We start from the raw sequence: 25,923 nt of genomic DNA, 5'->3' as shown, positions 1-25,923 counted from the left end.
TAGGGCTCAGCGCTCGCCTGCCTCGAGGGCGTCCCGGTAGACCCGGACGACGTCGCCCAGGAATCGCTCGACGGCGGCGCTGTCCTCGGGCGTCAGCTCGGTGAGGAGGGCGGCGACCCCGCGCACAACGGGAAGCAGCTCATCGGCCGTGCGCTGCGTCGAGGCCATGTTGGGCACGACCACGACCTTCCGCCGGTCCCCTTCGAACGGGCGGCGCTCCGCGTGCCCGGACGCCTCCAGGCGGTCGACGACCAGCGTCGCCGCCGCCGTGGAGAGGTGGAGCCGGCGCGCGATGTCCGACGGCGTGAGGGGACCGGACTCGATGAGGTGCTCCATCGCGGCCAGGTCCGTGGCGTTGACGGCGAGGACCCGGCCCAGGTGCCGCTCGAACTCCGTGGACAGGCGGACGATCTCCCGCAGCGAGGAGAGGATCGGCGCTGGCGGGGGAAGGCGGCGAAGCCCAGCCGGGGAGAGGCGTTGCGTTCGTCGGCCATCCTGCAATACTAGGAGACAAACCGCTAAGCAACTGAACTATCAAGGAAGCGAGAAGGAATGACCGCATTGGCCTTCCTCGTCCGACGCCCGCGCAACGCCTGGTCGACCCTTCTCCTCTCGCTGCTGGCGGTGGGAGTCCTCTTCGCTCTGCTCCCGAAGACCGCGAGCGACGCCTCGCCTCAGGCGGGACTGCCCGACTCGAGCCAGGCGGCGCAGGTCAGCGCCCTCCTCGAGCGGTTCCCCGGCGCCGAGTCGACTGCGGGGCTCCTCGTGTGGACCCGAGACGGAGCCGAGCTCACTGACGCGGACCGGGCGGCGGTGGCCACCCGCGCGGCCGACCTGGCCGAATTGTCCTCCGTGCCGCAGGCGGTGCGTCCCGTCTTCAGCGACGACGGGAAGGCCGCCCTCGTCGCCGTGCCCCTCGAGGCCGCGCCGGTCGAGGACGACGTCGACGCGGCGGCGACTCAGCTGCGCGACGCGGCCTCGGCCGACCTGCCCGACGGGCTCACCGCTCGGCTGACCGGACCCGTCGGCTTCCAGGCCGACATCCGCAACGCCTTCGCCGGCGCCGACCTGCGCCTGCTGCTCGTGACGGTCGCCGTCGTGGCGTTCCTGCTGATCGTCACCTACCGCAGCCCCGTCCTGTGGATCGTCCCCCTCGTCGTGGTGGGCATGGCCGACGGCCTGTCCCGCTTCGTCGTCACCGGCCTCGCCGACGCGTTCGACATCCCCGTCGACGCCTCGATTTCGGGCATCCTGTCGGTCCTCGTCTTCGGAGCAGGGACCAACTACGCCCTCCTCCTGGTCGCCCGCTATCGCGAGGAGCTCCGGACCACTGCGGACCGGTACGCGGCGATGACCACGGCGGTCCGGTCGGCCGGGCCGGCGATCATCGCGAGCGGCAGCACCGTCACGCTCAGCCTCCTCACCCTCCTGCTGGCCGAGCTCGCCGGAAACCGAGCACTCGGGCTCGCGTGCGCGGTCGGCATCGTGCTCGCGATGGCGTTCGCGCTGATCGTCCTGCCAGCGGCGCTCGCCGTCTGCGGGCGCGGGATCTTCTGGCCGTTCGTCCCGCGCCCCGGTGCGGTCGCATCTCGCCGCAGCGTCTGGAGCCGGGTGGGCGAGGGCGTCGCACGGCGGCCCGTCGTCGTCGCGATCGTCTCCGTGCTCGGCATCGCTGTGCTCGCCCTGGGCCTGGCCGGCTACCGGGTTGGCCTGTCGCAGACGGACCAGCTGATCGGCTCGCCCGAGTCGGTGACGGCGGAGCAGGTGCTCGAGGACTCGTTCCCCGCTTCAGGTGCTCCCTTCGTCGTGCTGCTCGCGCCCGCCGCCTCAGCCGACGACGCGGTGGTGGTCGCACAGGCCACCTCCGGGGTGGAGTCGGCGACCCCGGGGAGAGCGCGCTCGGCCGGACCCGCATCGATGTCGTGCTCGACGCCGCGCCGCAGAGCGAGCAGGCCTTCGACGCGGTCGCGGGCCTGCGCGGGGCGTTCGCCGACGCCGGGGCGCCGCTCGCCGGCACCCTCGTCGGCGGGAGCGATGCGACCGCACTCGACACTCGGGCGAGCGCGCAGCACGACCTGCTGCTCGTCGCGCCGCTGATCCTCGCGATCGTGTTCCTCGTGCTGCTCGTGCTGCTCCGTTCAGTGGTGGCGCCCGTCCTGCTCCTCCTGACCGTGCTGGGAACGTTCTTCGCGAGCCTCGGCGCCTCGATGTGGCTCTTCCAGAATGTGCTCGGCTTCCCTGCCCTCGACACGAGCGTCACGCTCTTCGCGTTCCTCTTCCTCGTCGCGCTGGGGGTCGACTACAACATCTTCCTCACCACGAGAGCCCGCGAGGAGCGGGACCGCAGCGGCACCAGGCTCGGGATGATCGCCGCGCTCACTGCGACGGGGCCCGTCATCACGAGCGCGGGCGTCCTCCTCGCCGCGGTGTTCGCGGTGCTCGGCGTGCTGCCCGTCGTCGCGCTCACCCAGATCGGCGTGATCGTGTGCATCGGCGTGCTCCTCGACACGCTCGTCGTGCGGACGCTGCTCGTCCCCGCGCTCGTGTTCCTCGCCGGGGACCGGTTTTGGTGGCCGAGCCGGCGACCGGGGACGGAGCTGCGCGCCCCCGCCGAGCCTCGGGAGGCGGCGGCGGTGCGCTGACTCGGCGCCGTCCGGCAGGATTGGCGGTGGTGGCGGGCGCGACCCCGCGGAGGGGGTCTGATGGCGACGGAGCGGATCCCGCTGCGCACGATGCTCGGCCTCGGCTCGCTCACCCTCTGCGCCTTCCTCGCCATCACGACGGAGGTGCTCCCGGTCGGACTCCTGCCCCAGCTGAGCCGCGACCTGAGAGTGGACGCGGGGACCGCGGGCCTCCTGGTCACCGTGTACGCCCTGGCGGTGGCGATCCTCGCCGTTCCGGTCGCCCTCGCCACCTCTCGGCTGCCCCGCAAGGCGATGCTGCTCGGAGCGATCGCTGGGTACGGCCTCAGCAACCTGACCATCGCCGTGGGCCCCACCTTCGCCCTCGTCTGCCTCGGCCGGGGAATCGGCGGACTCGCCCACGCGATCTTCTTCTCGGTGGTCTCCGCCTACGCGTCACACCTGGTCGCGGCCGGCCAGGAGGGACGCGCGATCGCCATCGCCTTCAGCGGCAACTCCCTCGGGTTCCTCCTGGGCGTGCCCCTGGCGACCTCGCTCGGCGCGGCCCTCGGCTGGCGGGCGGCGTTCGGCATGGTCGCGGAAATCGCCGCGCTGCTCGTGCTGGTCACCCTCGCCCTGCTGCCGCCCGTCTCGCCGACGCCCGTGGAAGGCGGTGCCACGCTGCGCAGCTGGTGGGACTCGGGACTCGTGATCGTCGCGGTCGCGACCGCCCTCGGGTTCGTCGGCAACTTCACCTTCTACACGTACGTCTCGGTCCTGCTGGTCGACCGCGGGGTCCCGGAGTCGGCCGTCGGCCCCGTCCTGTTCCTGCTCGGCGCAGCGGGCGTCGTCGGCCTCTGGGTCGCGGGCCTGACCGTCGACCGCGTGCCCCGTCTGGCGCTCCTCGCCCTGCTCGCGGCGACCACCGCGAGTCTCACCGTGCTCGCCCTGCTCACGGCCTCCCCGGTCGCCACCATCGTCGCTGCCGCGTTCTGGAGCGCCGCCTCCGGCTCGATGGCCACCTTCTGGGCCACGGCCTCCATCCGCACCCGGGTCGTCTCGGCCGACCTGGCGGCGGCCGTCAACAACAGCATGAGCAACGTCGGCATCGCATCGGGTGCTGCTCTGGGGGCGCTCGCCTACGGCGTCGGCGGGGTCGGCTTCACGCTTCCGATCGCGGCCGGGCTCGTCGCGGCGACGCTGGTCCTCGTGGCTCTCGCCCGGCGGGCCTTCCCAGCCGGACGGCCGCCGGCGGCGACGGTCGAGTGATCACGTGACCGAGTCGAGCGGCGGGGGCCGGCGCCGGCGTGGGAGCTGGCCGAGGTGAACGTCGCGCGACCCCGGCATCCTCAGGACGACCCGCGCATGGCCGGGTTCCGCGAGGCGGTCGCCCGCATCGATCTCCTCGCTGTGCAGACGCCGGGATACGTGTGGCACCTGCCGGCCACGGTGGCGCACGTGAATCCCGGCGACTTCGCCGGCATGGACAACCTCGTGCTCAACCTCTCGGTGTGGACCGACTTCGCCTCGCTCGAGGCCTTCACCTATCGAGGGGCCCATCGGCGGTACCTGACCGAGCGCGAGCGATGGTTCGACCCGGTCCCCGGGCCGACGTTCGCCCTGTGGTGGGTGCCCGCGGGGGAGCGCCCCACGGTGGAGGAGGCCTCACGCCGCCTGGCGTACCTGCGTCGGTGGGGTCCGTCTGTGCGAGCCTTCCCTGTGCTCACCCGGTTCGCGCCCGACGGGACCCCGGACGGGCCGCGGCGGCGCACCGGGCGTCGCTGAACAGACCGGAAGACGGAGAAGCCCCCGGACTCCTCTACCCAAGGAGCCCGAGGGGCACTTGATTCTGCGTAGCACCACACAGGCGGAGGGGGCCGAAATCCAATGCCACCCGAAGCGTTGGGAAACCCGACCTCTGCAGGACAAGCATGAGGCCTCTCGCTGTGCGCGCGCTGATGCTCGTCTGGGCGATCACTGGCGCAGCCCTGAGGGCGATGCGGGGCGAACGGTCAGAGGAGAGGCGCGTCGGGGGCGCGGCGCCACGAGGCGGCGTCGGCGCGGAGCTGTTCGTTGAGCTGGAGGAAGAAGTCGCGCGCCAGGACCAGCGTCTCGGGAGGGAGGTCCGCCGCGGTGTCGCCCACGCGGACGGAGAAGTCCTCGATGACCTCCGAGATCTTCGCGAGCCCCTTCTCGGTGAGCTGGATGGTCAGCATCCGGCGGTCCCGCTCGTGCGCCTTGCGGGTGACCAGCTCGGCGCGCTCGAGGCGATCGAGCAGCGCGGTGACGGTTCCCGTTGTGAGATCCAGAGTGCGCGCCAGCTCCTTGGGGCTGAGGCCGCCCGCGATCGAGATGCGGCCGAGCGCGCGCAGTTCGGTGATGCTCACCTGAGCATCGGTGGCGGCGCGGTACCGGTAGTTGTCGACGCTGCGCATGAGCGCCATGATGGCCATGGCGGTCTCGCGGGCCAGCGCGGAGGAGGCTCCGCCGGCAGGCGCCGTTGCAGCGCGGGCGTCAGCGTCGGTCTCGACGTCGCTCACGGGAGACTTCCCTTCATCGTGCACATCGACGTCGTCGAGATCACTCACCTTCCTCCAAGAGTAACTGGGCCGCCTCGATAGTCAAAGTTCGAGTTACTCGCCCCGCAAGTCGTTTGATTTCCTCACGACTTCGACGTAGCCTCGGATCCGTCGCCGGGTCGGGGGACTGGGCAGCGCAAGGGGGAGCAGTGACATGGTCGGCAGTCGGGGGATGACCGTGTCGGACGTCGGGGGATCGTCGTCGGCACCGGGGATCGGTTCGAGCAGCGAGCGCACTGAGGACGGGAACTTCCTCGTGCGGTTCGGCGAGAACGGACCGATCCTCGGGCTGATCCACGAGGCGCAGGCGGGCTACGTCTGCTATCCCTACACCCCGGAGTTCCCCGTCATGGGGCCCGTCGAGCGCGTGGAGGATGCGGTTCAGCTCTGCGTGGACCACACGCTTCGGGGCGGCCTGTCCTACGCCTGACGGGCACTGAAGCGCTCGATCCCGCTCGCCCGGCGCGATCCGCCGCCTGTCAAGTGGCGCGGACCGCGCTGCGTCGTCGCATAAAGTTGTGGCCGTGATGCGCATCGTCTATGCCGGGCGGACCTTCCTCGCCGGCCAGGATGCTGTCTCCCTTCTCATCGACTACTCCGCGGCTCTCGCACGCGCCGGCAGCGCCGATGCTGTGCAGCTCCGCTCGATCGACCCGGATGGGACGGTCGAGGAGATCTCGTTCGTGATCGGTGCCGGCATTCCTCTGCTCGGAGAAACCTCGCACGCGGTCGGACCCGGCCCGGTCAATGTGCAGGCGATGGAGTACATGCAGCGCGAGCTCGACCGGCTGAACGCTCAGCGGGCCCCCGGCGGCACCGGCACCGGCACGGGAACAGGCGCAGGCGCCGAGCGGTAGCAGCGCCTCAGCGCAGAGACCCGCGGGCGGAGGTGCTTCTCCGCTGCTCCCGCGAGCGTTGGCGCGTGCGTGCGCTGTGCGAGTCGGCTTCTCGTCCGGTCGCCGGATGGCGGCGTCGTCCTCCCCAGAAGATCCTTTGCCGAGTTGTGAACAGGGCGCTTGATCAGGGCTTCTCGGTGTCGAGGGTGTCGGTGGGTGGGTGCAGGATACGGGCATGGAAAGCCCCAGCCGCACTCTCGCCCGGCTTGCGGTCGCGCATGCGGAGCGGGTCGACCAGCTGAACTGGGCGGGCCCGGATGCGTCGCCGGAGGAGGTCGCGGACGGGCTCACCGATGCGCAGACGATGGCGGTGCTGGCTGAGCTGGGCCGGATGCGGAACCTGCTCGAGGCGGAGCTGGCCCGCTACGCGGGCGTTGCCGCGGTCCGGTCGGAGCCCGGCGGGGTCGAGCCGCTGGCCCGGAGGCTGGGCGAGCGCAGCGTGGCCGGTGCGGTGGGCTCGGCGACCGGTGCGTCGTTCCGGGACGCGTCCGGCTGGTGTGCCGTGGGCGCCGCGCTCGCGGTGCGGCGCACCCTGTCCGGTGACGTGCTGCCCAGTCAGCACCCTGAGGTCACGCGAGCGCTCGCTGCGGGGGAGTTGGGGGTGGAGGCTGGGCGGCTCATTCTCGACGCGCTGGCCGAGATGGCGCCGCGGCTCGATGTCGCTCAGCTTCAGTCGCGGGAGCGGTTCCTTGTCGGCGAGGCACCCATCGTCGGCGTGACCGGGTTGCGGCGCCTATGCCGACGGTTGGTCGATCAGGTGAACCCGGATGGGGTCCTGGAGCGTGAGGAGGACGCCCGGGTGCTGAACACCGCCCGTGTTCTCCGCCGGGGTGAGGGCCGGTATCGGTACATCTGGGACACCGACGCCGAACACCACGGCATCGCCCAAGCCGCCACCACTCCGCTCACCAACCCGCGCCGACCGGGCGGAAGCGACGGCGAGGATCGCGACAGCGAAGAGTCCTACGACGACGCTCTCGCCGATACCCGCTCGCCGGGGCAGCGCCTGCATGACGCCATCGGCGACGTCTTCTTCGCCGCACTCAAGCACGCCCCCGGCGATGTCTCCGGCACGGCGGTGACCCTGCTGCTCACCGCCGATCACGACGCGATCGTGACCGGCATCGGGACGGCGACGATCCTGGGTGTGGAGGAGCCGATCAGTGCGGGAGCCGCACGGCGGCTGGCGTGCGCGGCGAAGATCCTCCCGGCGGTGATGGACGGCCGCTCGGTCCCACTCGATCTGGGGTCGGCGAACCGGCTGTTCAGCGAGGCGCAGCGGTACGCGCTGGCCCTCCGCGACGGCGGGTGCGCCTGGCCGGGCTGCGGCGCGCCGCCCTCGCATTGTGATGCGGCGCACATCGCCCCGTGGCGGGACACCCGGTGCACGAACCTGCAGAACGGGATCCTGTTCTGCCGCTTCCACCACCGGCGCTTCGACAACGACGCCTGGAAGATCCAGTGCCGCGACGGAATCCCGTTCCTGATCCCGCCGGCGCACCTCGACTCCACCCGCACGCCGCGCCGCTGCCAGCAGCGCGCACTCGCCCCACCCGGCTAGCGCCCGGTTCCGCCCGACAGGCCCGCCTTCCACTCCCCGAACGGCGGCCGCGTCTAGGCGGCAAGGACCCAGGGAGCCGAGTCGGCGCGCGGGCGCGAGCGGCGCCGCCCGCGTCGATAGGCCGCTCCCAGGCCGGCCGCCAGGAGGACCGCGATAGCGGCCCATGCCGCAAGGATCAGGAGCAGCAACAACATGGGCTCTGCGTACTCTCCGAAGGAAAACGAAGGGTGAACGCGGCCAGTCCTCCTCGGCCTTCTCACCGGCGCCGGACCGCCGAAGCCCACACCCAGGCCTGATGCGTCGCGCCGCTGTGCATGCGGAACTCGACCAGCACCGCCCGCTCCGTCCAGGCGATGGCGCGCGCCTCCACCTCGATCGGCGACTCGGGGAAGCGGACCCAGGCGGTCACCTCGACCGGCTCCCGCGCCGCGCGGACCTCGTCGCCGGCCTCCTGCTGGGTGAGCGAGATGGGCTTCGGTCGCACCGCCGCCTCGTTGATGGCCGCCCGCGACAGATCCGAGCCGTACCGCTTGTTCGTCCCCACGCACTCGAACATACCTTCGATACTCCGGGTCCGGCACCTCTCGCCGGGCCCATGGTCCCGCTTCCCGGGGAGCCCCGGGCATACCCTCCTGGGCGACACCTGTCGCGCTGCCCCGGACGTGTCGCCGGTCGATGAGGAGGTCCGCCGTGAACCTGAGGATGCTGGGTGTCGCGGCTGCGGCTGCTCTCCTGCTGACCGGGTGCGTCAGCGCCGCAGGTGCCGGGCATCACACCCCCGGACCCATCCCGGCGGGCGGCCAGGAGCGCGTCTACTACATCGCGGCCGACGAGGAGCTCTGGGACTTCGCCCCGCAGGGGCGGAACGAGATCACCGGCGCGGACTTCGGTGACGCCGAGAACGTGTTCGTGGCCCCGGGCCCGACCCGGATCGGGCACATCTACCGGAAGTCGCTCTATCACCGCTACACCGACGACACCTTCAGCGAGCGCACGCCTGCACCCACGGGATGCGGCGAGCACCCGCGGGCCTGCGACGACACCCTCGGCATGCTGGGCCCCGTCATCCGCGCCGTCGTGGGCGACACCATCACGGTGGTGTTCCGCAACAACACCGAGTTCCCCGCGTCCGTGCATCCGCACGGCGTCTTCTACGCCAAGGACTCCGAGGGGGCGCCCTACGCCGACGAGACGTCCGGCTCCGACAAGGAGGACGACGCGGTGCCCCCTGGCGGCACGCACACCTACCGGTGGGAGGTGCCGGCGCGGGCCGGTCCCGGACCGATGGACGGCTCGTCCGTGCTCTGGATGTACCACTCCCACGCGGACGAGGTGGCCGACACCAACGCCGGCCTGGTCGGCCCGATCGTGATCACCGCTCGCGACAAGGCGGACGTCGAGACCGCGACCCCGGCAGATGTAGACCGGGAGGTCTTCTCCTACTTCAGCGTGGTCGACGAGAACGCGAGCCTGCACCTCGGGCGCAACCTCGCAGAGCTCGCGGAGGAGCCCCGAGAGGTCGACCCGGACGACGAGGAGGGCTTCGAGGAGAGCAACCTCATGCACTCCATCAACGGGTACGTCTACGGCAACGGACCCATGCCGGAGCTGCGGGTGGGGGAGACGGTGCGCTGGTACACCTTCACGCTCGGCACCGAGGTCGACCTGCACACCCCGCACTGGCACGGCAACACGGTCATCGCCAATCAGATGAGCGCCGACATGGTGCAACTGCTGCCCGGGATGATGATGGCCTCGACGATGATCCCGGACGATCCCGGCGTCTGGCTGTTCCACTGCCACGTCAACGACCACATCGCCGCCGGCATGATCTCCCGGTATCGCGTCACCGCCTGAGCGCTCTCCTCCGACGGCAGATGCACCGCCCTACCGGCGGTGCGCTGCGCGCTCGCGGTGATGCGCCTCCGCGGTGCTGCCGCCGTGGGCGACGTGCGTTCCGGCCGCGTGGCTGCCACCCGTCGGATGGGTCCGCTCGAGCTGGGCGCCCTCGACGTCCACGTCCGGCAGGATGCGGTCGAGCCACTTCGGGAACCACCAGGCCGACCGCCCCAGCAGGTGCATGGCGGCGGGGATGAGAAGCATCCGCACCACGAACGCGTCGACGAGGACGCCGAAGGCCAGCCCGAACCCGATCGGCCGGATGGTCGACGACTCCGAGAAGATGAATCCGGAGAAGACGGAGATCATGATGATCGCCGCCGCGGTGACGACCGCCCGGCCCGCGTGCACGCCGCGCTGCACGGCGAGGCGGGCGGGTGCACCGTGGGCGTAGGCCTCGCGCATCCCGGTCACGAGGAACAGCTGGTAGTCCATCGCGAGTCCGAACAGGATGCCCACTTCGATGATGGGCAGGAAGCTGAGGATGGGCGCCGGGTCGTGCACGCCGAACACCTGGCTCAGCCAGCCGAACTGGTAGATCGCGGTCAGGCCGCCGAATGCCGCGAGCAGCGACAGGACGAAGCCGATGGTCGCGGTGATCGGCACGAGGAATGAGCGGAACACCAGGATCAGGATCAGCAGCGAGAGTCCCACCACGACCGCGATGTAGATCGGCAGCACGTCCGCGAGCTTCTCCGAGATGTCGATGTTGGCGCTCGCGTTCCCCGCGACGCCGAGCGCCACCCGCCCGTCCTCGGTCGCGATCGGGGACACGTCCCGCAGGTCGTGCACGAGCTGCTCCGTCGACACGCTCGACGGGCCGTCGGCAGGGATCACCTGGAAGGCGACGACGGTGTCGTCTTTGGACGATCCGATCGGCGCGACGGCAGTGACATTGTCGAGGGCGGCGATGCGCTCGCCGATGGAGGCCTCCTGCTGCAGCAGCGCCGTGCCCGTCGCGGCCTTCGGCAGGTCCGCGACGACGAGGAGAGGACCGTTCTGGCCGTCCCCGAACTTGTCGCCGATGGTCGTGTAGGCCTCGTACTGCGTCGAGTCCACCGCTTCAGACGAACCGTCCGGCAGGCCCAGCCGCATCTGCAGGGCGGGGAGGGCGAGGGTGCCGAGCACGGCCACGCCCGCGAGGAGGGTGAGGACGGCCCGCGCGGTCGACATCGGCTTCGACGGCAGGCGCCCGGTGTCGACCGAGCCGATGGCGGCGCGCTCCTTCTTGCGGAGGATCCGCATGCCGACCAGCGAGAGGAGCGCGGGGGTGAAGGTGATCGCGACGAGGATCGCGATGGCGACCGCGACGCCGCCGACCGTGCCCATCAGCCCGAGGAACGGGATGCCGGTGATGTTGAGCGCCAGCAGGGCGACGATGACTGTCGAGCCGGCGAAGACCACGGCGTTGCCTGAGGTTCCGTTGGCGAGGCCGATGGACTCCCGTAGCTCGACGCCCTGCTTCAGCTGCCGCCGGTGCCGGTTGAGGATGAACAGGGAGTAGTCGATGCCGACCGCGAGGCCCAGCATCACGGCGAGCACCGGGGTCACCGAGACGAACTCGACGGTCCCGGAGAAGGACAGTGCGCCCAGGATCGCGACGCCGACGCCCAGGAGGGCGCTGAGCAGGGGAGCACAGCGCCGATCACCGTGCTGAGCATGATGAGCAGGACCAGGGCGGCGACGACCAGACCGGCCACTTCACCGGGTCCCACCACGGACGGGATGCTCTGGGCCAGCTCGTGGGAGAGGTGGATTTCCACGCCCGGGATGCCGGCGTCCGCGGCATCCGCGGCGATGCGGGACTTGAGGGTCTGCGCGACCTCGGTGGTCGGCTTGGTGAAGGTGAGCGTCCCGACCGCGGCGCTGCCGTCCTTCGACACGAGCCGGACGTTCTCGGACAGGGCGAGGAGCCGCTCGCCGACGTCCAGCTTGGCCGCGTTCTCCTCCAGCTCGGCACGCCCGGCGTCGACCGTGGCCTGGTTCGCGTCGAGCGCCTGCTTCTGCGCATCCAGCTGCGCCTGCGCCGCCGCCAGCTGCGGCTGCAGCGTGGCGAGCCCCTCGGCCTGGGCCTTCTGCGCGTCCAGCTGCGCCTGCGCTGCACTCAGCTGTGCACGGCCGGCGTCGAGCTGGGTCTGCGCGTCGTCCAGCTGGCGGGTGCCTGCGGACAGCTGGTCCTTCCCGTCGGCCACCTGCCGGCGCTGCCCGTCGAGCTGCGCCTGGGCGTCGAACGGGTCGACCGCCTGGCGCACGCCCTTGAGGTCGGCGATGCGCGCGAGGAGAGCCGACGCATCCGCCTTCTGATCGTCGGTGAAGGGGCTGCCGTCGGTCGTCTCGAAGACGAGGCTGCCCGACCCGCCGCTCGCCGACGGGAACTTCGCCGCCAGCTCATCCGTCACCTCGGAGGTCGCGGTGCCGGGGATGGAGATCGAGGTCGAGATGGGGCCGCTGAAGAGGCCGTAGCCGGCGCCGCCGAGCGCGAGCACGATCACCCACGCGACGACGACGAGCCAGCGTCGCCTCGCAGCGAAGCGACCGAGGCGGTAGAGCAGTCCGGCCATGCGGAGCCCGTTCCTTTCTGTCGGCCCCGAAGGGACCGGTGGGGGTGGGATGCGTCGGCGGACCCCGGTCGGAAGGCGGAAAGAGGTCAGGTGGGCATGTAGCCGGAGCGGAGGCTGTGCACGAGGCGGGTGAGCAGCTGCTCCCACACCGCGCGCGACGCGTCGTCCACGCGCGCGCCGGTCCGGCGGAGCCAGTGCGTCGCGATCGTGGCGATGCCGCTCATCAGGGAGCCGACGAGCAGCTCCACGTCGAGGGGGTCGGCGGAGGGGTAGCGGCGGGCGACCTCGAGCAGCATGCGCTCGCCGACTCGCGAGAAGGCCGCCGCTGTGAGGTCGGCGTGACGCGCGCTGCTGGCGTCCTCCCCGCCGATGATCCGCAGGACCGTCGCGATCGCGGTCGGCAGGTCGGAGCGGTGGAGCGCGGCCGCGAGCTCGTCGAACATCGAGGACCGGCTGCCGTCCCCGATCGCCGTGAGGGCGACGGAGCGGAGGAAGTCGTCGACGATGACCGCCAGCGCGTCGGTGCAGACGGCGAGGAGGATCGCGTCGAGGGACGCGAAGTGGTTGAAGATGGTGCGCCGCGCGACGTCGGCGCGCTCCGCGAGCTCGTCCACGCTGAAGGAGGGCCCGCCGCGCTCCTCGACGAGCTCGCGGGCCGCGGCGAGGATGGCCGCCCGGTGCCGCTCCTTCACGGCAGCACGGCGGTCGGGAGCTGTGGCGGTCACCCGTTTACACTAAGTGCAACCGTGCACTGGGTGCAAAAGCACTACGCGCTCGGCGCGTCCTTGCGCCGCCGGCCGGCCGAGCGAGGAGGCGCGGCCCGCATGTGGTCGCGCACGCGCGCCAGCACTCCGTCGAGCGCGGCGACATCGCCTTCCGACAGCGGTGCGAAGAGCAGCGAGCGGAGAAGCTCGATGTGCCCGGGGAACACTGCGGTCAGCCGAGCGCGCCCGGCGTCGGTGATGGTGACCGTGACGCTTCTCTCGTCGGCCGGGGATGACGCTCGCGTGACGAGCCCGGCCTGCTCGAGCAGTCCGGCCTGGTAGGTGAGCCCGCTTCGGCTGTAGACGACGCCGTCGGCCAGATCGGTCATCCGATGGCTGCCGCCCGGCGCATCGCCCAGGCGGGCGAGCAGCTGGAACTGCACGTAGCTGAGGTCCCCGGCGTCGCGCAGCTGCTGCTCGACGGCATGGCGCAGGAGGCTGCTCACCTCGATGAGCGCGAAGTACGCGGACAGCTCGGTGGGGTCCAGGGGCGTTCTCGAGGTCATCTCCTCATCCTAGTTGCTTCGAATTCGAAAGGATGCTAGCGTTCCCGATGTTGCTTCGGATTCGAAGCAAACTGGATGCTAGAGAACAGGACAGACCTATGAAGGCGATGCGATTCCACGAGTTCGGCGACAGCTCCGTGCTCCGCTATGAGGACGTCGAGCGTCCCCTTCCTGCTGCAGGCGAGGTGCTGGTCCGAGTCGCCGCGACCTCGTTCAACGGGGTGGACGCGAGCATCCGCGCCGGCGGCATGCAGGGCCCGATCCCGGTGGCCCTGCCGCACACGCCTGGCATCGACGTGGCGGGCACGATCGCCGCCCTCGGGGACGGTGTGACGCGGTTCGCGGTCGGCGACGCCGTCGTCGGATTCCTGCCCATGACCGGCGACGGTGCCGCCGCCGAGTACGCGATCGCGCCGGCCGACATCCTCGCGTCCGCACCCGTCGCCGTGCCCCTCGCCGATGCCGCCGCGCTCCCCACCGTGGGACTCACGGCGTGGCAGGCGCTCTTCGAGCACGCGCAGGTCGCCGCCGGTCAGCGGGTCCTGGTCAACGGCGCCGGCGGAGCGGTCGGCGCGTACGCGGTGCAGCTCGCCAAGCGCGCGGGCGCCTATGTTCTCGCGACGGCGAGCCCGCGGAGTCTCGCCCGGGTCAAGGCCACAGGAGCGGACGAGGTCATCGACCACACGCAGAGGGGCGTCCGCGCGGCCGTCACCGAGCCGGTGGACGTGCTGCTCAATCTCGCGCCCGTCGACCCCGAGGAGCTCGCCGACTCGATCGCGCTGGTCCGCTCCGGCGGGGTTCTGGTCAACACCACAGTGTGGATGCAGGCCCCCTCCGACGCGGAGCGCGGGGTGCGGGGCGTCGATCTCTTCGTCCGCAGCGACCCGGAGCAGCTCGCGCGGCTCGTCGCCCTCGTCGACCGTGGCGAGCTGCGGATCGACGTCGCGGAGCGCGTGCCTCTCGCGGACCTCCCCGCAGTTCACGCGCAGGCCGCCGCTGGCGGCGTCTCCGGCAAGGTCGTCATCCTCGCCCCCGTCTCCTGACGTCCGGGTGGCCGAGGGGCGCCCGTGTCACTCGCCGGGCTGCGGCTCCCACCGCTGGCCGTACTCCTGAAGCGGCTGGAGCGCGGCCAGCAGGTCCCGGCCGCGCGGGGACAGGGCGTAGCGCACGCTCACCGGCGTGGTCGGCGTCACGGTGCGGTCGATCAGCCCCGCGTGCTCCAGCTCGCGCAGCCGGACCGCGGCCAGCCGGTCCGAGAGGCCGTGGACAGTGGCCACGATCTCGCTGAAACGGGTCGCGCCGCGGCTGATCGCGAGGAGGATGCCGCTGCTCCAGCGGTGCCCGAGGAGCTCGACGATCGAGGTCGCCCGGCGGCACTGCTCGTCGTCGACGGTCTCCCAGCCGGTCAGGGTGCGTGTCGTGTCGGTCACTTACTCAGTGTAAGCGACTTACGAGGCCTTTGACGCCCGGAACCGGGCGCTCGATGCTGGTCGCATGGTCGACTACGGACACCCGCTGAGATTCGGATCGTTCATCACTCCCTCCGCTGCAGCGCCGGCGCGCACGGTCGAGCTGGCGGTGCTGACCGAGGAGGCCGGCCTCGACCTCGTCACGTTCCAGGATCACCCGTACCAGCCGGCGTTCCTCGACACGTGGACGCTGCTGTCGTGGGTCGCCGCGCGCACCGAGCGGGTCCACCTCTCGGGGAACGTGCTCAATGTGCCGCTCCGCACGCCCGCGGTGCTCGCGGGAGCGGCCGCGAGCCTGGACCTCCTCTCGGGCGGTCGGGTGGAGCTCGGGCTGGGAGCCGGCGGCTTCTGGGACGCGATCGCCGCGATGGGGGTGCCCAAGCTCACTCCGGCGCAGAGTGTCGCCGCGCTCTCCCAGGCGATCGACGTGATCCGGGGGCGGTGGGACGTCACCGACCGCAGCGTCCTCCGGGCGGGCGGGGAACACCACCGCGTCGACGGGGCCAAGCGCGGACCCGCTCCCGCGCACGCCATCCCTATCCACCTCGGCGCGCTCAAGCCGGCGATGCAGCGACTGATCGGCAGGAAGGCCGACGGCTGGCTTCCGTCGCTCGCCTACCTCCAGCCGGGCGACCTCGCCCGCGGCAACGCGACCATCGACACCGCCGCGCAGAGGGAGGGGCGCGATCCGCGTGAGATCGTCCGCCTGCTCAACGTGTCGCCCCGGCAGTCCGTGGAGGACTTGGTCGAGCTCGCCCTCAGCGAGGGCGTCAGCACCTTCATCCTCGCCAGCGACGACCCCTCGACCATCGATCGCTTCGGCCGGGAGGTCGCGCCCGCGGTGCGCGAGGCCGTCGGTGCCGCCCGCGCTCGACGCGGGACGGCGACCGGGCGCGTGCGCGGTCCGCTCGCGCTGGCCAAGCGCCGCCCCGGCATCGACTACGAGGGGGTGCCCGAGGCGCTCGCCACCACCGCGGTCGAGCCGGGCGACCGGGACTACTCCCGGTACACCGCGAGCTATCTCCGCAGCGGAGCCCCCGGGCTGGTCCTGCGACCGCAGACCGTGAAGGAGGTCCAGGAGGCGGTGCGTTTCGCAGCCCGCCACCGGGACCTGCCGCTCGGGATCTTCAGCGCGGGGCACGGTCTGTCGGGACGGTCACTCAACCGCGACGGGCTGGTGATCGACGTCGGCGCCCTCGACCGGATCGAGGTGCTGGACCCGTCTGCCGGGACGGTCCGCATCGGCCCCGGTGCGACATGGCTGGAGGTCGCCGAGGCGCTCGCTCCGCACGGGCTCGCCATCTCGAGTGGCGACTACGGCGGCGTCGGGGTCGGCGGCCTCGCCACCGCAGGAGGCATCGGCTGGCTGGCGCGGAAGCACGGCCTGACGATCGACCACCTGCGCAGCGTCGAGGTGGTGCTCGCGGACGGCACGCTGACCCATGCCAGCTCCACGGAGAATGCCGACCTGTTCTGGGCGGTTCGCGGCGCCGGCGCCAACTTCGGCGTCGTCGTCTCGTTCGAGTTCCGGGCCGCCCGGGTGGGTGAGGTGGCGTTCGCGCAGCTCGCCTACGACGCCGGCGACGCCGCCGGTCTCCTCGAGCGCTGGGGAGCGGCGATGGAAGCCGCTCCTCGCACGGTCGGCGGCCAGCTCATCCTCGGTCGCGGCGGCTCGGCGCAGGCGATGCTCGTCGTCGACTCCGCCGACCCCGACACGGTGCTGGCCCAGCTGCAGCCCTTCGCCGATGTCGCGCGGCTGACGGACCAGGCGGTCTCGATCACGACCTACGACCAGCTGATGCGCGCCTTCGTGAGCGACGCCCCGCAGCAGGGTCGCGGCGAGCCGCTGTCCCACTCCGGCCTGGTGGCGCACCTCTCGCCGGAGGTCGCGCGCGCCTCGGTCGCGCTCCTCGAGTCGGGCAGCTCGTACTGGTACCAGGTGCGAGCCGTCGGCGGAGCCGTGGCCGACGTGCCGGCGGACGCCACCGCCTACGCGGGGCGATCCGCGAACTTCAACCTCGTCGCCTTCGGCACGCCAGGCACGGACTTCGACCGACGCTGGTCCGCCCTGGCACCGCACCTCGACGGCATGTACCTCAGCTTCGAGTCGGACACGGGGGAGGAGACGGTGGCCCGCGCATTCCCGCCCGCCCACTTCGACCGCCTGCGCGGGCTCAAGGCGGAGTACGACCCGACCGGGCTGTTCCGCGACAACTTCTACATCGCACCCGCGCTCGAGGACGCGGAGGTGCCGGCCGGCTGACCGCCGCGGGCTCGAAGGGCCGCGATGCCCGCCTGGTGCGTCGTCACCGGGGCATAGCCCAGTTCCCGCACCGCCTTGTCCGTCCGGAGCGTGCAGGGCTGGCCCAGGAACCACCGGATCGGCACGGGCACGGTGGCGTCGGCCGTCGGCCCGTCGATCTCCAGGACGGGCACCGGAGCGCCGGCGAGCTCGAGCAGGAGGCTGACGAAGTCCCGCAGGTCGACGCGCTCCTGGTCGGTGATGAAGTAGGCCTCGCCGGGCAGGCCTCGGCGCCAGCCGAGGATCAGGCCCTCGACGGCGTTGTCGACGTGCGTGACATCGGAGAGGTGGTGGCCGCCGGAGATCCACGGCAGCTGCCCGGCTTCGGCCGCCGCAGCGAAGGCGCCGATGAGGCTGCTGTCCGGGCCCCACACGAAGCGCGGCCGGATCACGACGGTTGCGAAATCGGGGGCGTTCGCGTCGCGGACGATCTGCTCGGCCACGGCCTTCGACGCGCTGTAGGCGGCAGGGGAGTCGGGGCGCAGCGGCGCGTCCTCGTTCGCGTCCACGAGGGGTGCGCCGGCGAGCAGGGCCGCCTCGGTTCCGCAGTGGACGAAGCGAGGGACACCCGCCGCCCGCGCCGCCTCCACGATCGCGCGCGTGCCGTCCACGGTCACGCGCCGATGCTGCTCAGCGGGAGCGAGCACATCGGTCTCCGCGGCCAGGTGGAACACGACGTCCATCCCGGCGAGCGCCTCGAGCAGCCCCGGCCCGTCCGTCAGGTCCCCGCGTAGGGCGACCGCGCCCGCCTGCCTCACGGCTGTGGCGGCGCGTTCGCTCCGCGCGAGCGCGTGCACCTCCACCCCGTCCTCGACGAGCCGAGCGATGAGTCGCCGCCCGATGAAGCCCGATCCACCGGTCACGAATGCGTTCATGGGAACTCCTTTCCGAAGGAGACAAGATGTTGACGAGGCGCCATGTTCCCTCCAGTCCATCGAGGTCTCGACCATGAGCCATAATCTGCGTCTATGCCATCGCTGCGCGCGCTCGAATGCCTGGTCGCCGTCGCTGACGCCGGGTCCATCACGGACGCCGCCCGTCTGCTGTACCTATCGCAGCCCGCGGTGTCGCATCAGCTTCAGCTCCTGGAGCGCGAGAGCGGCGTTCCGCTGCTCGTCCGCGAGGCGAGGGGCGTGCGGCTCACGGCCGCAGGCCGCGCCCTGCTGGGCCACGCACGCCGGGCTGTCGAGGCGGCCGGCGCGGGGCTGCTGGCCGCGGCGGCGGCCGGTCGAGCGACCGGCGGCGCGGTCCGCATCGGATGCGCACAGAGCCTCATCACCCTCCTCGCGCCGGTGCTGGCGGCGTGGCATGAGGAGCACGAGGACGTGCATATGACGCTGCGCGAGTCCACGACGGTGGACGAGGTCGCTGCCCTGCTCGACGGCGACGAGGTCGATCTGGTCGTGATGGCGGCGCCGGCCCCCGCTCGCTTCACCTCGACGATCCTCGGGGAGGAGGAGATCGTGCTCGTCTCGTCGGCGGATCATCCGCTCGCCGGGCGCGACGACATCCACCTGCGCGACCTGGACCGCGTGTTCCTCGTGCAGTACGCGCCGGAGAACAGCCTGAGCGGCTGGCTGGACCGGGCCCTCGCGCGCGCGGGCGTGCGCCCGGTCGTCGCGCTTCGAACCGCCGTGACCGCGGCCGCGCCCCAGCTCGCGGCAGCGGGGCTCGGGGTTGCTGTCTGTCCCGCCAGCGCGGTACCTGCCGGTCTTCTCGGCGCGGTGCGCTCGTTCTCCCCGAGGTGGACGCGCAGCCTGATTGCTGTGACGCCGACCGCTCCCGAGGGCCTCGCCGTGCGCTTTATCGAGGATCTCCGCGAGCGGATCGGGCAGGGCGCCGAGCATCCGTGGGCCCCGTGGGGCTCGATTCCCGGCGCAAGCATGCGCCGTGGGCCCACCACTTGAGTCGGTCCTTCTGCTCGCAGCCGACCGGCCGTCGACGGCCGGTGGCCGTCACCGACCGGTGGGCCCCGTGGGGCTCGAACCCACGACCCGCGGATTAAAAGTCCGCTGCTCTACCGACTGAGCTAGAGGCCCGCCGCACCAATGTACCGCCCGGCGCGGTCGGCACTCCGGGTCAGACGCGGCGGCCGGTGAGCACGCGCAGGAGGAAGGCGACCGCTGCGATGAGGAGCAGCACGAGGCCCACCCACAGGAGGAAGCCGACCGCCTTGACGGCGCCGCCGACGATCAGCAGGACGATGGCGATCACCGCCACCACGATGAGCAGGATGTTCACCGGAACCCCTTCCTTCTCGCGGGCGTCAGGAGCGGCCGGACTGGCCGCGGACGAAGCGCATGAGTGCTCCGAAGACGAGGGTGACCACGATCAGGAGGATCGCGATCCACAGCAGCCACTTGATCGCGTCGATCGCCAGTCCGAGGAGGGCGAGGACCACCCAGATGACGAGCAGCGCGACGATCAGCCACATGCGGTCAGCGTAGCGCGGCGCCCCCGCACGGCTCAGGGGTCGCCCCCGCCGCGCGTAGTCTGTCGCAATGACCGAGCGGTACTCCAAGCCGGTGAAGTTCGCCGGCTACCAGTTCGAAGAGCTGCAGGGCGGCGAGGATCCGGCGGCGATCTCCCGCCTCGCGCACGAGACGGCGGCAGGCGTGGTGGCGCGCGTCCGGGCCGAGCGGGACCCCGAGGTGGTCGAGCGGCTCATCACCTACACCGACGAGCACGGGATCGATGCGATCGCCGAGCTCTGGTCGCGGGCGACGCCGCGCAGCCTGCCGGGGGCGCTCTGGCGCATCTATCTGCTGCGCGCGATGATCCGCGGCGACCCGGTGGCCATCAGCCTCTTCTATCAGCGGGGCTTCGGCATCGCGCGCACGATCGACCCGGTCGTGGCCGGGGCCGCGGAGCCAGCGGGGCCGGACGAGGTGCTGGCGGTCTCCGACCAGATCCTCCGCGGGGTCTTCACGGGCGACCTGGCGGTCGCGCTGGACCGTGCGGCGGCGTTCAGCCGCGTGGTGGCGGCGGGGTGCACGAGCATCGCAGATGACGCCGACGTCACCGAGCCGGAGCGCGCCACCGAGCTCACCCGCCGGGCGGCGCGGCTCACGGCCATCGCGGCCGACCTGAGTGCCTCCTCCAAGCTGTGGCGGGACGGTGCCTTAGACTGAGTGAGCCGGGCCGCAGTAACCCCGGGCTCCATAATTCGCCGCTTTGAGCGGCCTCGCGCCGAGAGGCGTTAACTGCGGTCCGGCACTTCCAGCTTCCGAAGGGCTCCCTTGATCGGCGCGGATGGGGCAGGCATTCCCGTTCTGCGCAATGCTGGAGGCGTGCAGGGAGACGGAAGTCGCGGCGAGCAGTCGATCGTGGACGTGCAGCCCACGGAGGCGCTCCTCTCCGAGGTCTCCCGCGGCGACCGGGAGGCGTTCACCCGCCTGTACGACCGCACGGCCCCGCGTGTGCTCGGACTCATCCGGCGCGTGCTCGTCGACCCCGCCCAGTCGGAGGAGGTCGCGCAGGAGGTGTACCTCGAGGTGTGGCAATCCGCTTCGCGGTTTGATCCGAATAGAGGGTCAGGGACGACCTGGATCCTGACGATGGCACACCGCCGGGCCATCGACCGGATTCGCGCCTCCCAGTCCGGACGCGACCGCGACCTCCGGGTCGGCATCCGCGACTACAGCCCCGACTACGACAATGTCTCCGAGCAGGCGGAGATCCGGCTGGAGAACGAGCGGGTGAGGCAGGCGATGCAGCGGCTGACCGAGCTCCAGCGCCAGGCGATCACCCTCGCGTACTACGAGGGGTTCACCCAGAGCGAGATCGCCGACCGCCTCGGCATCCCGCTCGGCACCGTGAAGACCCGACTGCGGGACGGCATGATCCGCCTGCGCGACGAGATGGGAGTGGCATCGTGACCGACCGCGACGACGACCACTCGATCACGTCCGGCGCGTACGTCCTCGGTGCGCTCAGCCCGGAGGAGGCCGCCGAGTTCGAGGCGGCTCTGAGCGCGTCGCCCGAGCTGCAGGAGGAGGTGGCCGGTCTCCGCGCCGCCGCGTTGGCGCTCGCCCACGCGCCCTCCCCGGTGCAGCCGTCGGCGGAGCTGCGCCGGTCCGTCCTCGCCGCGATCGACGGGATGCCCCAGCAGCCCCCGGCAGCCACTCCGCCGCCCGCGTCCGCTGCCGTGACTCCGATCGCCGCCGTCCTGAAGGAGACCGCTCCTCGCTACGCCGAGCATCACGTGAGCCGGCGCCGGGGCCGACGGGCCCGCCCGCTGCTCGCCCTCGTCGCGGCCGCGGCTGCCGTGCTCATCTTCTTCGGCGGCACGCTGGTCGGAGGGATCCTGAACGGGGTCTCCGACGAGCGCACCGCCGACCAGTTCGCCGCCCTCAACGCGGCCCCCGACGTGGCGCGCACCGTGACCGAGCTCCCCAACGGAGGCACCGCGGCGCTCGTGGCGTCCCGGTCGCTCGGGATGTCGGCGGTCGTGCTCAACGACGCCTCCGGTGAGCTGCCCGAGGGCAAGACCTTCCAGCTCTGGTACATGGAGCCCGACGGGCCGACGAGCGCCGGTCTCGTGCAGCCTGGCGACTCCTCGACCTATCGCATGCTCGAAGGCGACTACTCCGGAGAGCCGGTCGCGATGACGATCGAGCCGCGCGGCGGCTCGAAGACGCCGACCGCGCCCGCCATGGTGCTCGCGAACGGCGCCTAGCCCGGCTCAGCCGAAGCGGCCGGAGACGTAGTCCTCGGTCGCCTGCACGCTCGGCTTCGAGAACATCGTGGCGGTGTCGTCGTACTCGATGAGCTTGCCCGGCTTGCCGGTGCCCGCGATGTTGAAGAACGCCGTGCGGTCCGACACCCGGCTGGCCTGCTGCATGTTGTGGGTGACGATCACGATCGTGTAGTCGTTCTTCATCTCCTCGATCAGATCCTCGATGGCGAGGGTCGAGATCGGGTCGAGGGCCGAGCATGGCTCGTCCATGAGGATGACGTCCGGCTCGACGGCGATCGCCCGGGCGATGCAGAGCCGCTGCTGCTGGCCGCCGGATAGACCGGAGCCGGGCTTCGCGAGCCGGTCCTTCACCTCATTCCAGAGGTTCGCTCCCTGCAGCGACTTCTCGACGAGCTCGTCGGCGTCGCCCTTGCTCATCCGCCGATTGTTGAGCTTCACGCCCGCGAGCACGTTGTCCCGGATGGACATGGTGGGGAACGGGTTGGGGCGCTGGAAGACCATCCCGACCTGCCGGCGCACGAGCACCGGATCGACGCCGGGGGCGTAGAGGTCGTCGCCGTCGAGCAGGACCTTCCCCTCGACGCGGGCGCCGGGGATCACCTCGTGCATCCGGTTGAGAGTGCGGAGGAACGTCGACTTGCCGCAGCCGCTCGGGCCGATGAAGGCGGTGACGGTGCGCGGCTCGATGGCGAGGGTGACATCCTCGACCGCCTTGAACGAGCCGTAGAACACGTTGAGATCGTCGACGACGATGCGCTTGGACACTGCGGTTCCTCTTGTCTCTCTCCGCTTAGCGGGACAGCTTGGGCGCGAAGAGCTTCGCGACGAGTCGGGCGATCAGGTTGAGAGCCATCACGATGAGGATCAGGGTGAGCGCGCCGGCCCACGCCCGATCCAGGTAGGCGCCCACGTCGGAGCCCGGGTTCTGGTACTGCGTGTAGACGAAGACCGGCAGGGTCATCATCCGCTCGCTGAAGAGGTCGTAGTTCATGCTCTGCGTGAACCCGGCGATGATCAGCAGCGGCGCCGTCTCCCCGATCACGCGGGCGATGGACAGCATGACGCCGGTCGTGATGCCGGCCACCGAGGTGGGCAGGACGACCTTGGAGATGGTCAGCCACTTCGGCACGCCGAGTGCGTAGGACGCCTCGCGCAGCTCGTTCGGGACCAGCTTCAGCATCTCCTCGCTCGAGCGAACGACGACGGGGATCATCAGCACCGACAGCGCCACCGCCCCGCCGAAGCCGAAGCGGACCCCGGGGTCGCGGAAGAGCAGCGCGAAGAGGGCGAAGGCGAACAGGCCCGCGACGATCGAGGGGATGCCGGTCATGACGTCGACGAGGAACGTGATGGCGCGCGCGAGGTGGCCGCGGCCGTACTCCACGAGGTAGATGGCGGTGAAGAGCCCGATGGGCACCGACATCAGCGTCGCCATCCCCGTGACCTCGAGCGTGCCGACGATGGCGTGCAGCGCCCCGCCGCCCTCGCCGACCACATTGCGCATCGAGTAGCTGAAGAACGTCGGGTCGAAGCGGGCCAGGCCGCTCGCGACGACGGTCGACAGCAGCGACACGAGGGGGAGCAGGGCGATGACGAAGGCGGTCGTGACGAGCGCGGTCACGAGGCGGTCCTTCGCCTTGCGCCCGCCCTCGACGACCGAGGACACCGCGAAGATGAGGACCGCGTAGAGGACCGTGCCGAAGAACACGGTGCCGACGAGGCTGAACTCCGTCATCGAGCCGGAGAGCCAGAGGATCGCGAAGAGCCCGCCCACGGCGACCCAGCTCGCGGCGAAGAGGCCGAGCGCGGAGAACCGGGGCAGCCGGCCGGAGCGGAGGGCAGCGGGGGAGCCGCCAGAGTGGTCATCAGTTCGCTCCCGAGAAGGCCTTGCGGCTGTTGATCACGACGCGCGCGACGGCGTTCACCGCGAACGTGATGACGAAGAGGACGAGGCCGGTCGCGATGAGCACGTTGACGCCGATGCCGTGCGCCTCGGGGAAGTTGAGGGCGATGTTCGCCGCGATCGTGGTGGGGTTCTGCGACTGCAGCAGCACGAACGAGATGAGCACGCTGGGGGAGAGGACCATGGCGACGGCCATGGTCTCGCCGAGCGCGCGGCCGAGCCCCAGCATCGCGGCGGAGATGATCCCGGGCCGGCCGAACGGGAGGACCGCCATCTGAATCATCTCCCAGCGCGTGGCGCCGAGCGCGAGGGCGGCCTCCTCATGCAGGCGCGGCGTCTGCAGGAAGACCTCCCGGCAGAGCGCGGTGATGATCGGCAGGATCATGACGGCGAGCACGATCGCGACGGTGAGGATGGTGCGGCCGGTGCCGGAGACCGGGCCGGAGAAGAGCGGGATCCAGCCGACGTTGTCGCTGAGCCAGACGTAGAGGGGCAGCACCATCGGCGCGAGGACCTTGATGCCCCACAGGCCGAACACGACCGAGGGGACGGCCGCGAGGAGGTCGATCACGTAGCCGAGAGCCTGCGCGAGGCGCCTCGGCGCGTAGTGCGAGATGAAGAGCGCGATGCCGAGCGCCACCGGCAGGGCGAGCACGAGGGCGAGGCCGGCCGCCCAGAGGGTGCCGAAGACGAGCGGGCCGACGTAGGACCAGAACGAGTCGGCGCCCTTCAGATCGTCGGCGCCGACGGTGAGCGCCGGGATGCTCTGCGCGATGAGGAAGATCGCCACCGCGGCGAGGATGGCGACGATGACGCTTCCGGCCGTGATGGCGGTGCCGGAGAAGACGCGGTCACCCGGACGGGTCTTCGCGCGCAGCCGGGGTGCAGCTGATGCGGTCATCGATCTCCTCGGGACGAGCTGGTGGTTCGGAGGGGAAACGGGGTGCGGGCCGGCCGGCCGGGTCCTCCGAGCGATGCTCGCAGATCCCCGGCCGGCCGGCCCGCGGAGGCGCTACTTGACGGTGGCGAGTGCGTCCGCAACCTTCGACGCGAGCTCGCTCGAGAGGGGAGCGGCGCCCGCGGACTTCGCGGCCTCCTGCTGTCCCTCCTCGCTCGTGATGTAGCCGACGTAGGCCTTCACGAGGGCCGCCTGGTCGGCGTCCGCGTACTCCTGGCACACGATCGAGTAGCTCACGAGAACGAGCGGGTAGTGGGTCGGGTCGGTCGTGAGACGGTCGAGCGACACGGCGATGTCGTTGGCGTCGCGGCCCTCGACGAGCGGCGAGTCGTTGACGACCGCGGCGGCCGCTTCGGCCGTGTACTTCACGAACTCGTCGCCGACCTTGACCTTCGCGACACCCAGGTCGCCGGCCTTGGAGGCGTCGGCGTAGCCGATGGTGCCGGTGCCGTTGGTCACGGCGTCGACCACACCGGAGGTGCCCTGGGCGCCCTCACCGGTCTGGTACGGGAACGCGTCGGCGGCCTTGGCGTCCCACACCTCGGGAGCGACCTTGTTCAGGTAGTCCGTGAAGTTCTTCGTGGTGCCCGAGTCGTCGGAGCGGTGCACCGCGGTGATCGCGGTCGAAGGAAGGGTGGCGCCCTCGTTCAGTGCGGCGATCGCCGGGTCGTTCCACGTGGTGATCGTGCCCTTGAAGATGCCGGCGATGGTCGCGGCGTCGAGGTTCAGGTCCTTCACGCCGTCGATGTTGAAGATGACCGCGATGGGGGAGATGTAGGTCGGCAGGTCGATGGCGGAGCTGCCCGGCTTGCAGCCGGCGAACTCGCCGGCCAGCTCGTCGTCGTTGAGGGACGAGTCGCTGCCGGCCCAGTCGGAGCCGCCGCCGATGAACGTCTCGCGTCCGGCGCCCGAGCCCGTCGGGTCGTAGTTGATGGTGACGTCCGGGTTGGCCGTCTGGAAGGCGGCGATCCAGGCCTCCTGGGCGGCGCCCTGAGCGGAGGAGCCGGCGCCGTTCAGGGTGCCGGAGAGGGTGGGGCCGGCGCTCGCGGTGCTGTCCGCGGCGGCCGGGGCGCTCTCGTTGGCGGCACAGGAGCTGAGAGCCAGCGCGCCGACGACGGCGAGACCGAGCAGTCCCGCGTAACGCATGGAGTTCAAAGGGTTTCCCTTCATTGGATGCAGGTTGCGGCACCGCCCTCGGGGCAGCG

At 71.3% G+C, this 25,923-nt stretch carries 28 protein-coding genes, 1 tRNA gene and 1 pseudogene; 14 read left to right on the top strand and 16 right to left on the bottom strand.

Going from position 1 to position 25,923, the window contains the following annotated elements; translation table 11 throughout:
- Positions 1 to 6: 6 nt before the first annotated feature.
- The gene (locus tag QUE51_RS03940) at positions 7 to 501 is read right to left on the bottom strand and encodes a MarR family winged helix-turn-helix transcriptional regulator (RefSeq protein ID WP_286278313.1); all 495 of its coding nucleotides are present in this window, start codon (positions 499 to 501) and stop codon (positions 7 to 9) included.
- A gap of 51 nt (positions 502 to 552) precedes the next feature.
- Here QUE51_RS03940 and QUE51_RS03935 point away from each other — a divergent pair.
- The 4 genes and pseudogenes from QUE51_RS03935 to QUE51_RS03920 form a co-directional block, all read left to right on the top strand.
- Positions 553 to 1,584: pseudogene (locus tag QUE51_RS03935) on the top strand (MMPL family transporter); the annotation flags it as partial.
- A 338-nt stretch (positions 1,585 to 1,922) separates the two neighbouring features.
- Positions 1,923 to 2,642, top strand: coding sequence for an MMPL family transporter (locus tag QUE51_RS03930; protein WP_286278312.1), 720 nt, complete (start codon positions 1,923 to 1,925; stop codon positions 2,640 to 2,642).
- A 60-nt stretch (positions 2,643 to 2,702) separates the two neighbouring features.
- The gene (locus QUE51_RS03925) at positions 2,703 to 3,890 is read left to right on the top strand and encodes an MFS transporter (RefSeq protein WP_286278311.1); all 1,188 of its coding nucleotides are present in this window, start codon (positions 2,703 to 2,705) and stop codon (positions 3,888 to 3,890) included.
- Positions 3,891 to 3,944: 54 nt separating this feature from the next.
- The gene (locus tag QUE51_RS03920) at positions 3,945 to 4,406 is read left to right on the top strand and encodes a DUF3291 domain-containing protein (RefSeq protein WP_286278309.1); all 462 of its coding nucleotides are present in this window, start codon (positions 3,945 to 3,947) and stop codon (positions 4,404 to 4,406) included.
- A 227-nt stretch (positions 4,407 to 4,633) separates the two neighbouring features.
- On the opposite strand, the gene QUE51_RS03915 is transcribed toward QUE51_RS03920, so the two are convergent.
- Positions 4,634 to 5,161, bottom strand: a complete 528-nt coding sequence (locus QUE51_RS03915; RefSeq protein WP_286278308.1) for a MarR family winged helix-turn-helix transcriptional regulator — start codon at positions 5,159 to 5,161, stop codon at positions 4,634 to 4,636.
- A 193-nt stretch (positions 5,162 to 5,354) separates the two neighbouring features.
- Here QUE51_RS03915 and QUE51_RS03910 point away from each other — a divergent pair, with 193 nt between their 5' ends.
- The 3 genes from QUE51_RS03910 (at position 5,355) to QUE51_RS03900 (ending at position 7,657) form a co-directional block, all read left to right on the top strand.
- A complete protein-coding gene (locus QUE51_RS03910) occupies positions 5,355 to 5,630 on the top strand; it encodes a hypothetical protein (RefSeq protein ID WP_286278306.1) in 276 nt (91 codons plus the stop codon).
- Positions 5,631 to 5,718: 88 nt separating this feature from the next.
- Positions 5,719 to 6,057: a hypothetical protein gene (locus tag QUE51_RS03905; RefSeq protein ID WP_286278305.1), complete on the top strand. Its 339-nt coding sequence runs from the start codon at positions 5,719 to 5,721 to the stop codon at positions 6,055 to 6,057.
- Positions 6,058 to 6,271: 214 nt separating this feature from the next.
- A complete protein-coding gene (locus QUE51_RS03900) occupies positions 6,272 to 7,657 on the top strand; it encodes an HNH endonuclease signature motif containing protein (protein WP_286278304.1) in 1,386 nt (461 codons plus the stop codon).
- Between the two features lie 256 nt (positions 7,658 to 7,913).
- Here QUE51_RS03900 and QUE51_RS03895 read toward each other — a convergent pair whose 3' ends face one another.
- The gene (locus QUE51_RS03895) at positions 7,914 to 8,201 is read right to left on the bottom strand and encodes a hypothetical protein (RefSeq protein WP_286278303.1); all 288 of its coding nucleotides are present in this window, start codon (positions 8,199 to 8,201) and stop codon (positions 7,914 to 7,916) included.
- A gap of 146 nt (positions 8,202 to 8,347) precedes the next feature.
- On the opposite strand from QUE51_RS03895, the gene QUE51_RS03890 reads away from it, so the two are divergent.
- On the top strand, positions 8,348 to 9,514 hold the full coding sequence (locus QUE51_RS03890; protein ID WP_286278302.1) for a multicopper oxidase domain-containing protein: 1,167 nt from the start codon (positions 8,348 to 8,350) through the stop codon (positions 9,512 to 9,514).
- 30 nt (positions 9,515 to 9,544) lie between these two features.
- Here the strand turns inward: QUE51_RS03890 and QUE51_RS17780 are convergent, their stop codons facing one another.
- The 4 genes from QUE51_RS17780 to QUE51_RS03875 all read right to left on the bottom strand — a co-directional run bounded on the left by QUE51_RS17780 (position 9,545) and on the right by QUE51_RS03875 (position 13,387).
- Positions 9,545 to 11,140 (bottom strand): MMPL family transporter, encoded by a 1,596-nt coding sequence (locus QUE51_RS17780; protein WP_350226754.1) that lies wholly within the window; start codon positions 11,138 to 11,140, stop codon positions 9,545 to 9,547.
- Entirely contained in the window at positions 11,104 to 12,117 is a 1,014-nt protein-coding gene (locus QUE51_RS17775; RefSeq protein ID WP_350226713.1) for an RND transporter family protein, read from the bottom strand. Before QUE51_RS17775 ends, QUE51_RS17780 begins: the two co-directional genes overlap by 37 nt.
- Before the next feature lie 86 nt (positions 12,118 to 12,203).
- A complete protein-coding gene (locus tag QUE51_RS03880) occupies positions 12,204 to 12,842 on the bottom strand; it encodes a TetR/AcrR family transcriptional regulator (protein WP_286278301.1) in 639 nt (212 codons plus the stop codon).
- A gap of 41 nt (positions 12,843 to 12,883) precedes the next feature.
- On the bottom strand, positions 12,884 to 13,387 hold the full coding sequence (locus QUE51_RS03875) for a MarR family winged helix-turn-helix transcriptional regulator (RefSeq protein ID WP_286278300.1): 504 nt from the start codon (positions 13,385 to 13,387) through the stop codon (positions 12,884 to 12,886).
- Positions 13,388 to 13,485: 98 nt separating this feature from the next.
- Between QUE51_RS03875 and QUE51_RS03870 the strand changes: the two genes are divergently transcribed.
- The gene (locus QUE51_RS03870; RefSeq protein WP_286278299.1) at positions 13,486 to 14,430 is read left to right on the top strand and encodes an NADP-dependent oxidoreductase; all 945 of its coding nucleotides are present in this window, start codon (positions 13,486 to 13,488) and stop codon (positions 14,428 to 14,430) included.
- 27 nt (positions 14,431 to 14,457) lie between these two features.
- On the opposite strand, the gene QUE51_RS03865 is transcribed toward QUE51_RS03870, so the two are convergent.
- Positions 14,458 to 14,817: a winged helix-turn-helix transcriptional regulator gene (locus tag QUE51_RS03865; RefSeq protein ID WP_286278298.1), complete on the bottom strand. Its 360-nt coding sequence runs from the start codon at positions 14,815 to 14,817 to the stop codon at positions 14,458 to 14,460.
- 64 nt (positions 14,818 to 14,881) lie between these two features.
- On the opposite strand from QUE51_RS03865, the gene QUE51_RS03860 reads away from it, so the two are divergent.
- Positions 14,882 to 17,119: an LLM class flavin-dependent oxidoreductase gene (locus tag QUE51_RS03860; protein WP_286278296.1), complete on the top strand. Its 2,238-nt coding sequence runs from the start codon at positions 14,882 to 14,884 to the stop codon at positions 17,117 to 17,119.
- Here QUE51_RS03860 and QUE51_RS03855 read toward each other — a convergent pair.
- A complete protein-coding gene (locus tag QUE51_RS03855) occupies positions 17,074 to 18,033 on the bottom strand; it encodes an NAD-dependent epimerase/dehydratase family protein (RefSeq protein ID WP_286278295.1) in 960 nt (319 codons plus the stop codon). The genes QUE51_RS03860 and QUE51_RS03855 overlap by 46 nt on opposite strands.
- Before the next feature lie 93 nt (positions 18,034 to 18,126).
- Between QUE51_RS03855 and QUE51_RS03850 the strand changes: the two genes are divergently transcribed.
- Positions 18,127 to 19,065 carry a LysR family transcriptional regulator gene (locus QUE51_RS03850; protein WP_286278294.1) on the top strand — a complete coding sequence of 313 codons (939 nt, stop codon included), beginning with the start codon at positions 18,127 to 18,129 and terminating at the stop codon, positions 19,063 to 19,065.
- A 59-nt stretch (positions 19,066 to 19,124) separates the two neighbouring features.
- Here QUE51_RS03850 and QUE51_RS03845 read toward each other — a convergent pair.
- From QUE51_RS03845 to QUE51_RS03835, 3 genes are all read right to left on the bottom strand, one after another.
- A tRNA-Lys gene (locus QUE51_RS03845) sits at positions 19,125 to 19,197 on the bottom strand.
- A 40-nt stretch (positions 19,198 to 19,237) separates the two neighbouring features.
- Positions 19,238 to 19,399, bottom strand: coding sequence for a hypothetical protein (locus tag QUE51_RS03840; RefSeq protein ID WP_286278292.1), 162 nt, complete (start codon positions 19,397 to 19,399; stop codon positions 19,238 to 19,240).
- A 25-nt stretch (positions 19,400 to 19,424) separates the two neighbouring features.
- Complete coding sequence (locus QUE51_RS03835; protein ID WP_286278291.1) at positions 19,425 to 19,592, bottom strand: hypothetical protein; 168 nt, start codon at positions 19,590 to 19,592, stop codon at positions 19,425 to 19,427.
- Positions 19,593 to 19,659: 67 nt separating this feature from the next.
- Here QUE51_RS03835 and QUE51_RS03830 point away from each other — a divergent pair, with 67 nt between their 5' ends.
- From QUE51_RS03830 to QUE51_RS03820, 3 genes are all read left to right on the top strand, one after another.
- A complete protein-coding gene (locus QUE51_RS03830) occupies positions 19,660 to 20,289 on the top strand; it encodes a DNA-directed RNA polymerase subunit beta (RefSeq protein WP_286278289.1) in 630 nt (209 codons plus the stop codon).
- Positions 20,290 to 20,484: 195 nt separating this feature from the next.
- Entirely contained in the window at positions 20,485 to 21,036 is a 552-nt protein-coding gene (gene sigK, locus QUE51_RS03825) for an ECF RNA polymerase sigma factor SigK (RefSeq protein ID WP_286278288.1), read from the top strand.
- Positions 21,033 to 21,836: an anti-sigma factor gene (locus QUE51_RS03820; protein WP_286278287.1), complete on the top strand. Its 804-nt coding sequence runs from the start codon at positions 21,033 to 21,035 to the stop codon at positions 21,834 to 21,836. Before sigK ends, QUE51_RS03820 begins: the two co-directional genes overlap by 4 nt.
- Before the next feature lie 6 nt (positions 21,837 to 21,842).
- On the opposite strand, the gene pstB is transcribed toward QUE51_RS03820, so the two are convergent.
- The 4 genes from pstB to pstS all read right to left on the bottom strand — a co-directional run bounded on the left by pstB (position 21,843) and on the right by pstS (position 25,873).
- Positions 21,843 to 22,622 (bottom strand): phosphate ABC transporter ATP-binding protein PstB, encoded by a 780-nt coding sequence (gene pstB / locus QUE51_RS03815; RefSeq protein WP_286278286.1) that lies wholly within the window; start codon positions 22,620 to 22,622, stop codon positions 21,843 to 21,845.
- A 25-nt stretch (positions 22,623 to 22,647) separates the two neighbouring features.
- Entirely contained in the window at positions 22,648 to 23,631 is a 984-nt protein-coding gene (gene pstA / locus QUE51_RS03810; protein WP_434017237.1) for a phosphate ABC transporter permease PstA, read from the bottom strand.
- 91 nt (positions 23,632 to 23,722) lie between these two features.
- Complete coding sequence (gene pstC, locus QUE51_RS03805; RefSeq protein ID WP_286278285.1) at positions 23,723 to 24,661, bottom strand: phosphate ABC transporter permease subunit PstC; 939 nt, start codon at positions 24,659 to 24,661, stop codon at positions 23,723 to 23,725.
- A 111-nt stretch (positions 24,662 to 24,772) separates the two neighbouring features.
- Positions 24,773 to 25,873: a phosphate ABC transporter substrate-binding protein PstS gene (gene pstS, locus QUE51_RS03800; protein WP_434017235.1), complete on the bottom strand. Its 1,101-nt coding sequence runs from the start codon at positions 25,871 to 25,873 to the stop codon at positions 24,773 to 24,775.
- Positions 25,874 to 25,923: the final 50 nt, after the last annotated feature.

Source organism: Naasia aerilata, from assembly GCF_030296595.1.
GTDB classification, from domain to species: domain Bacteria; phylum Actinomycetota; class Actinomycetes; order Actinomycetales; family Microbacteriaceae; genus Naasia; species Naasia aerilata.
This window is presented reverse-complemented; position numbering and strand designations above follow the sequence as displayed.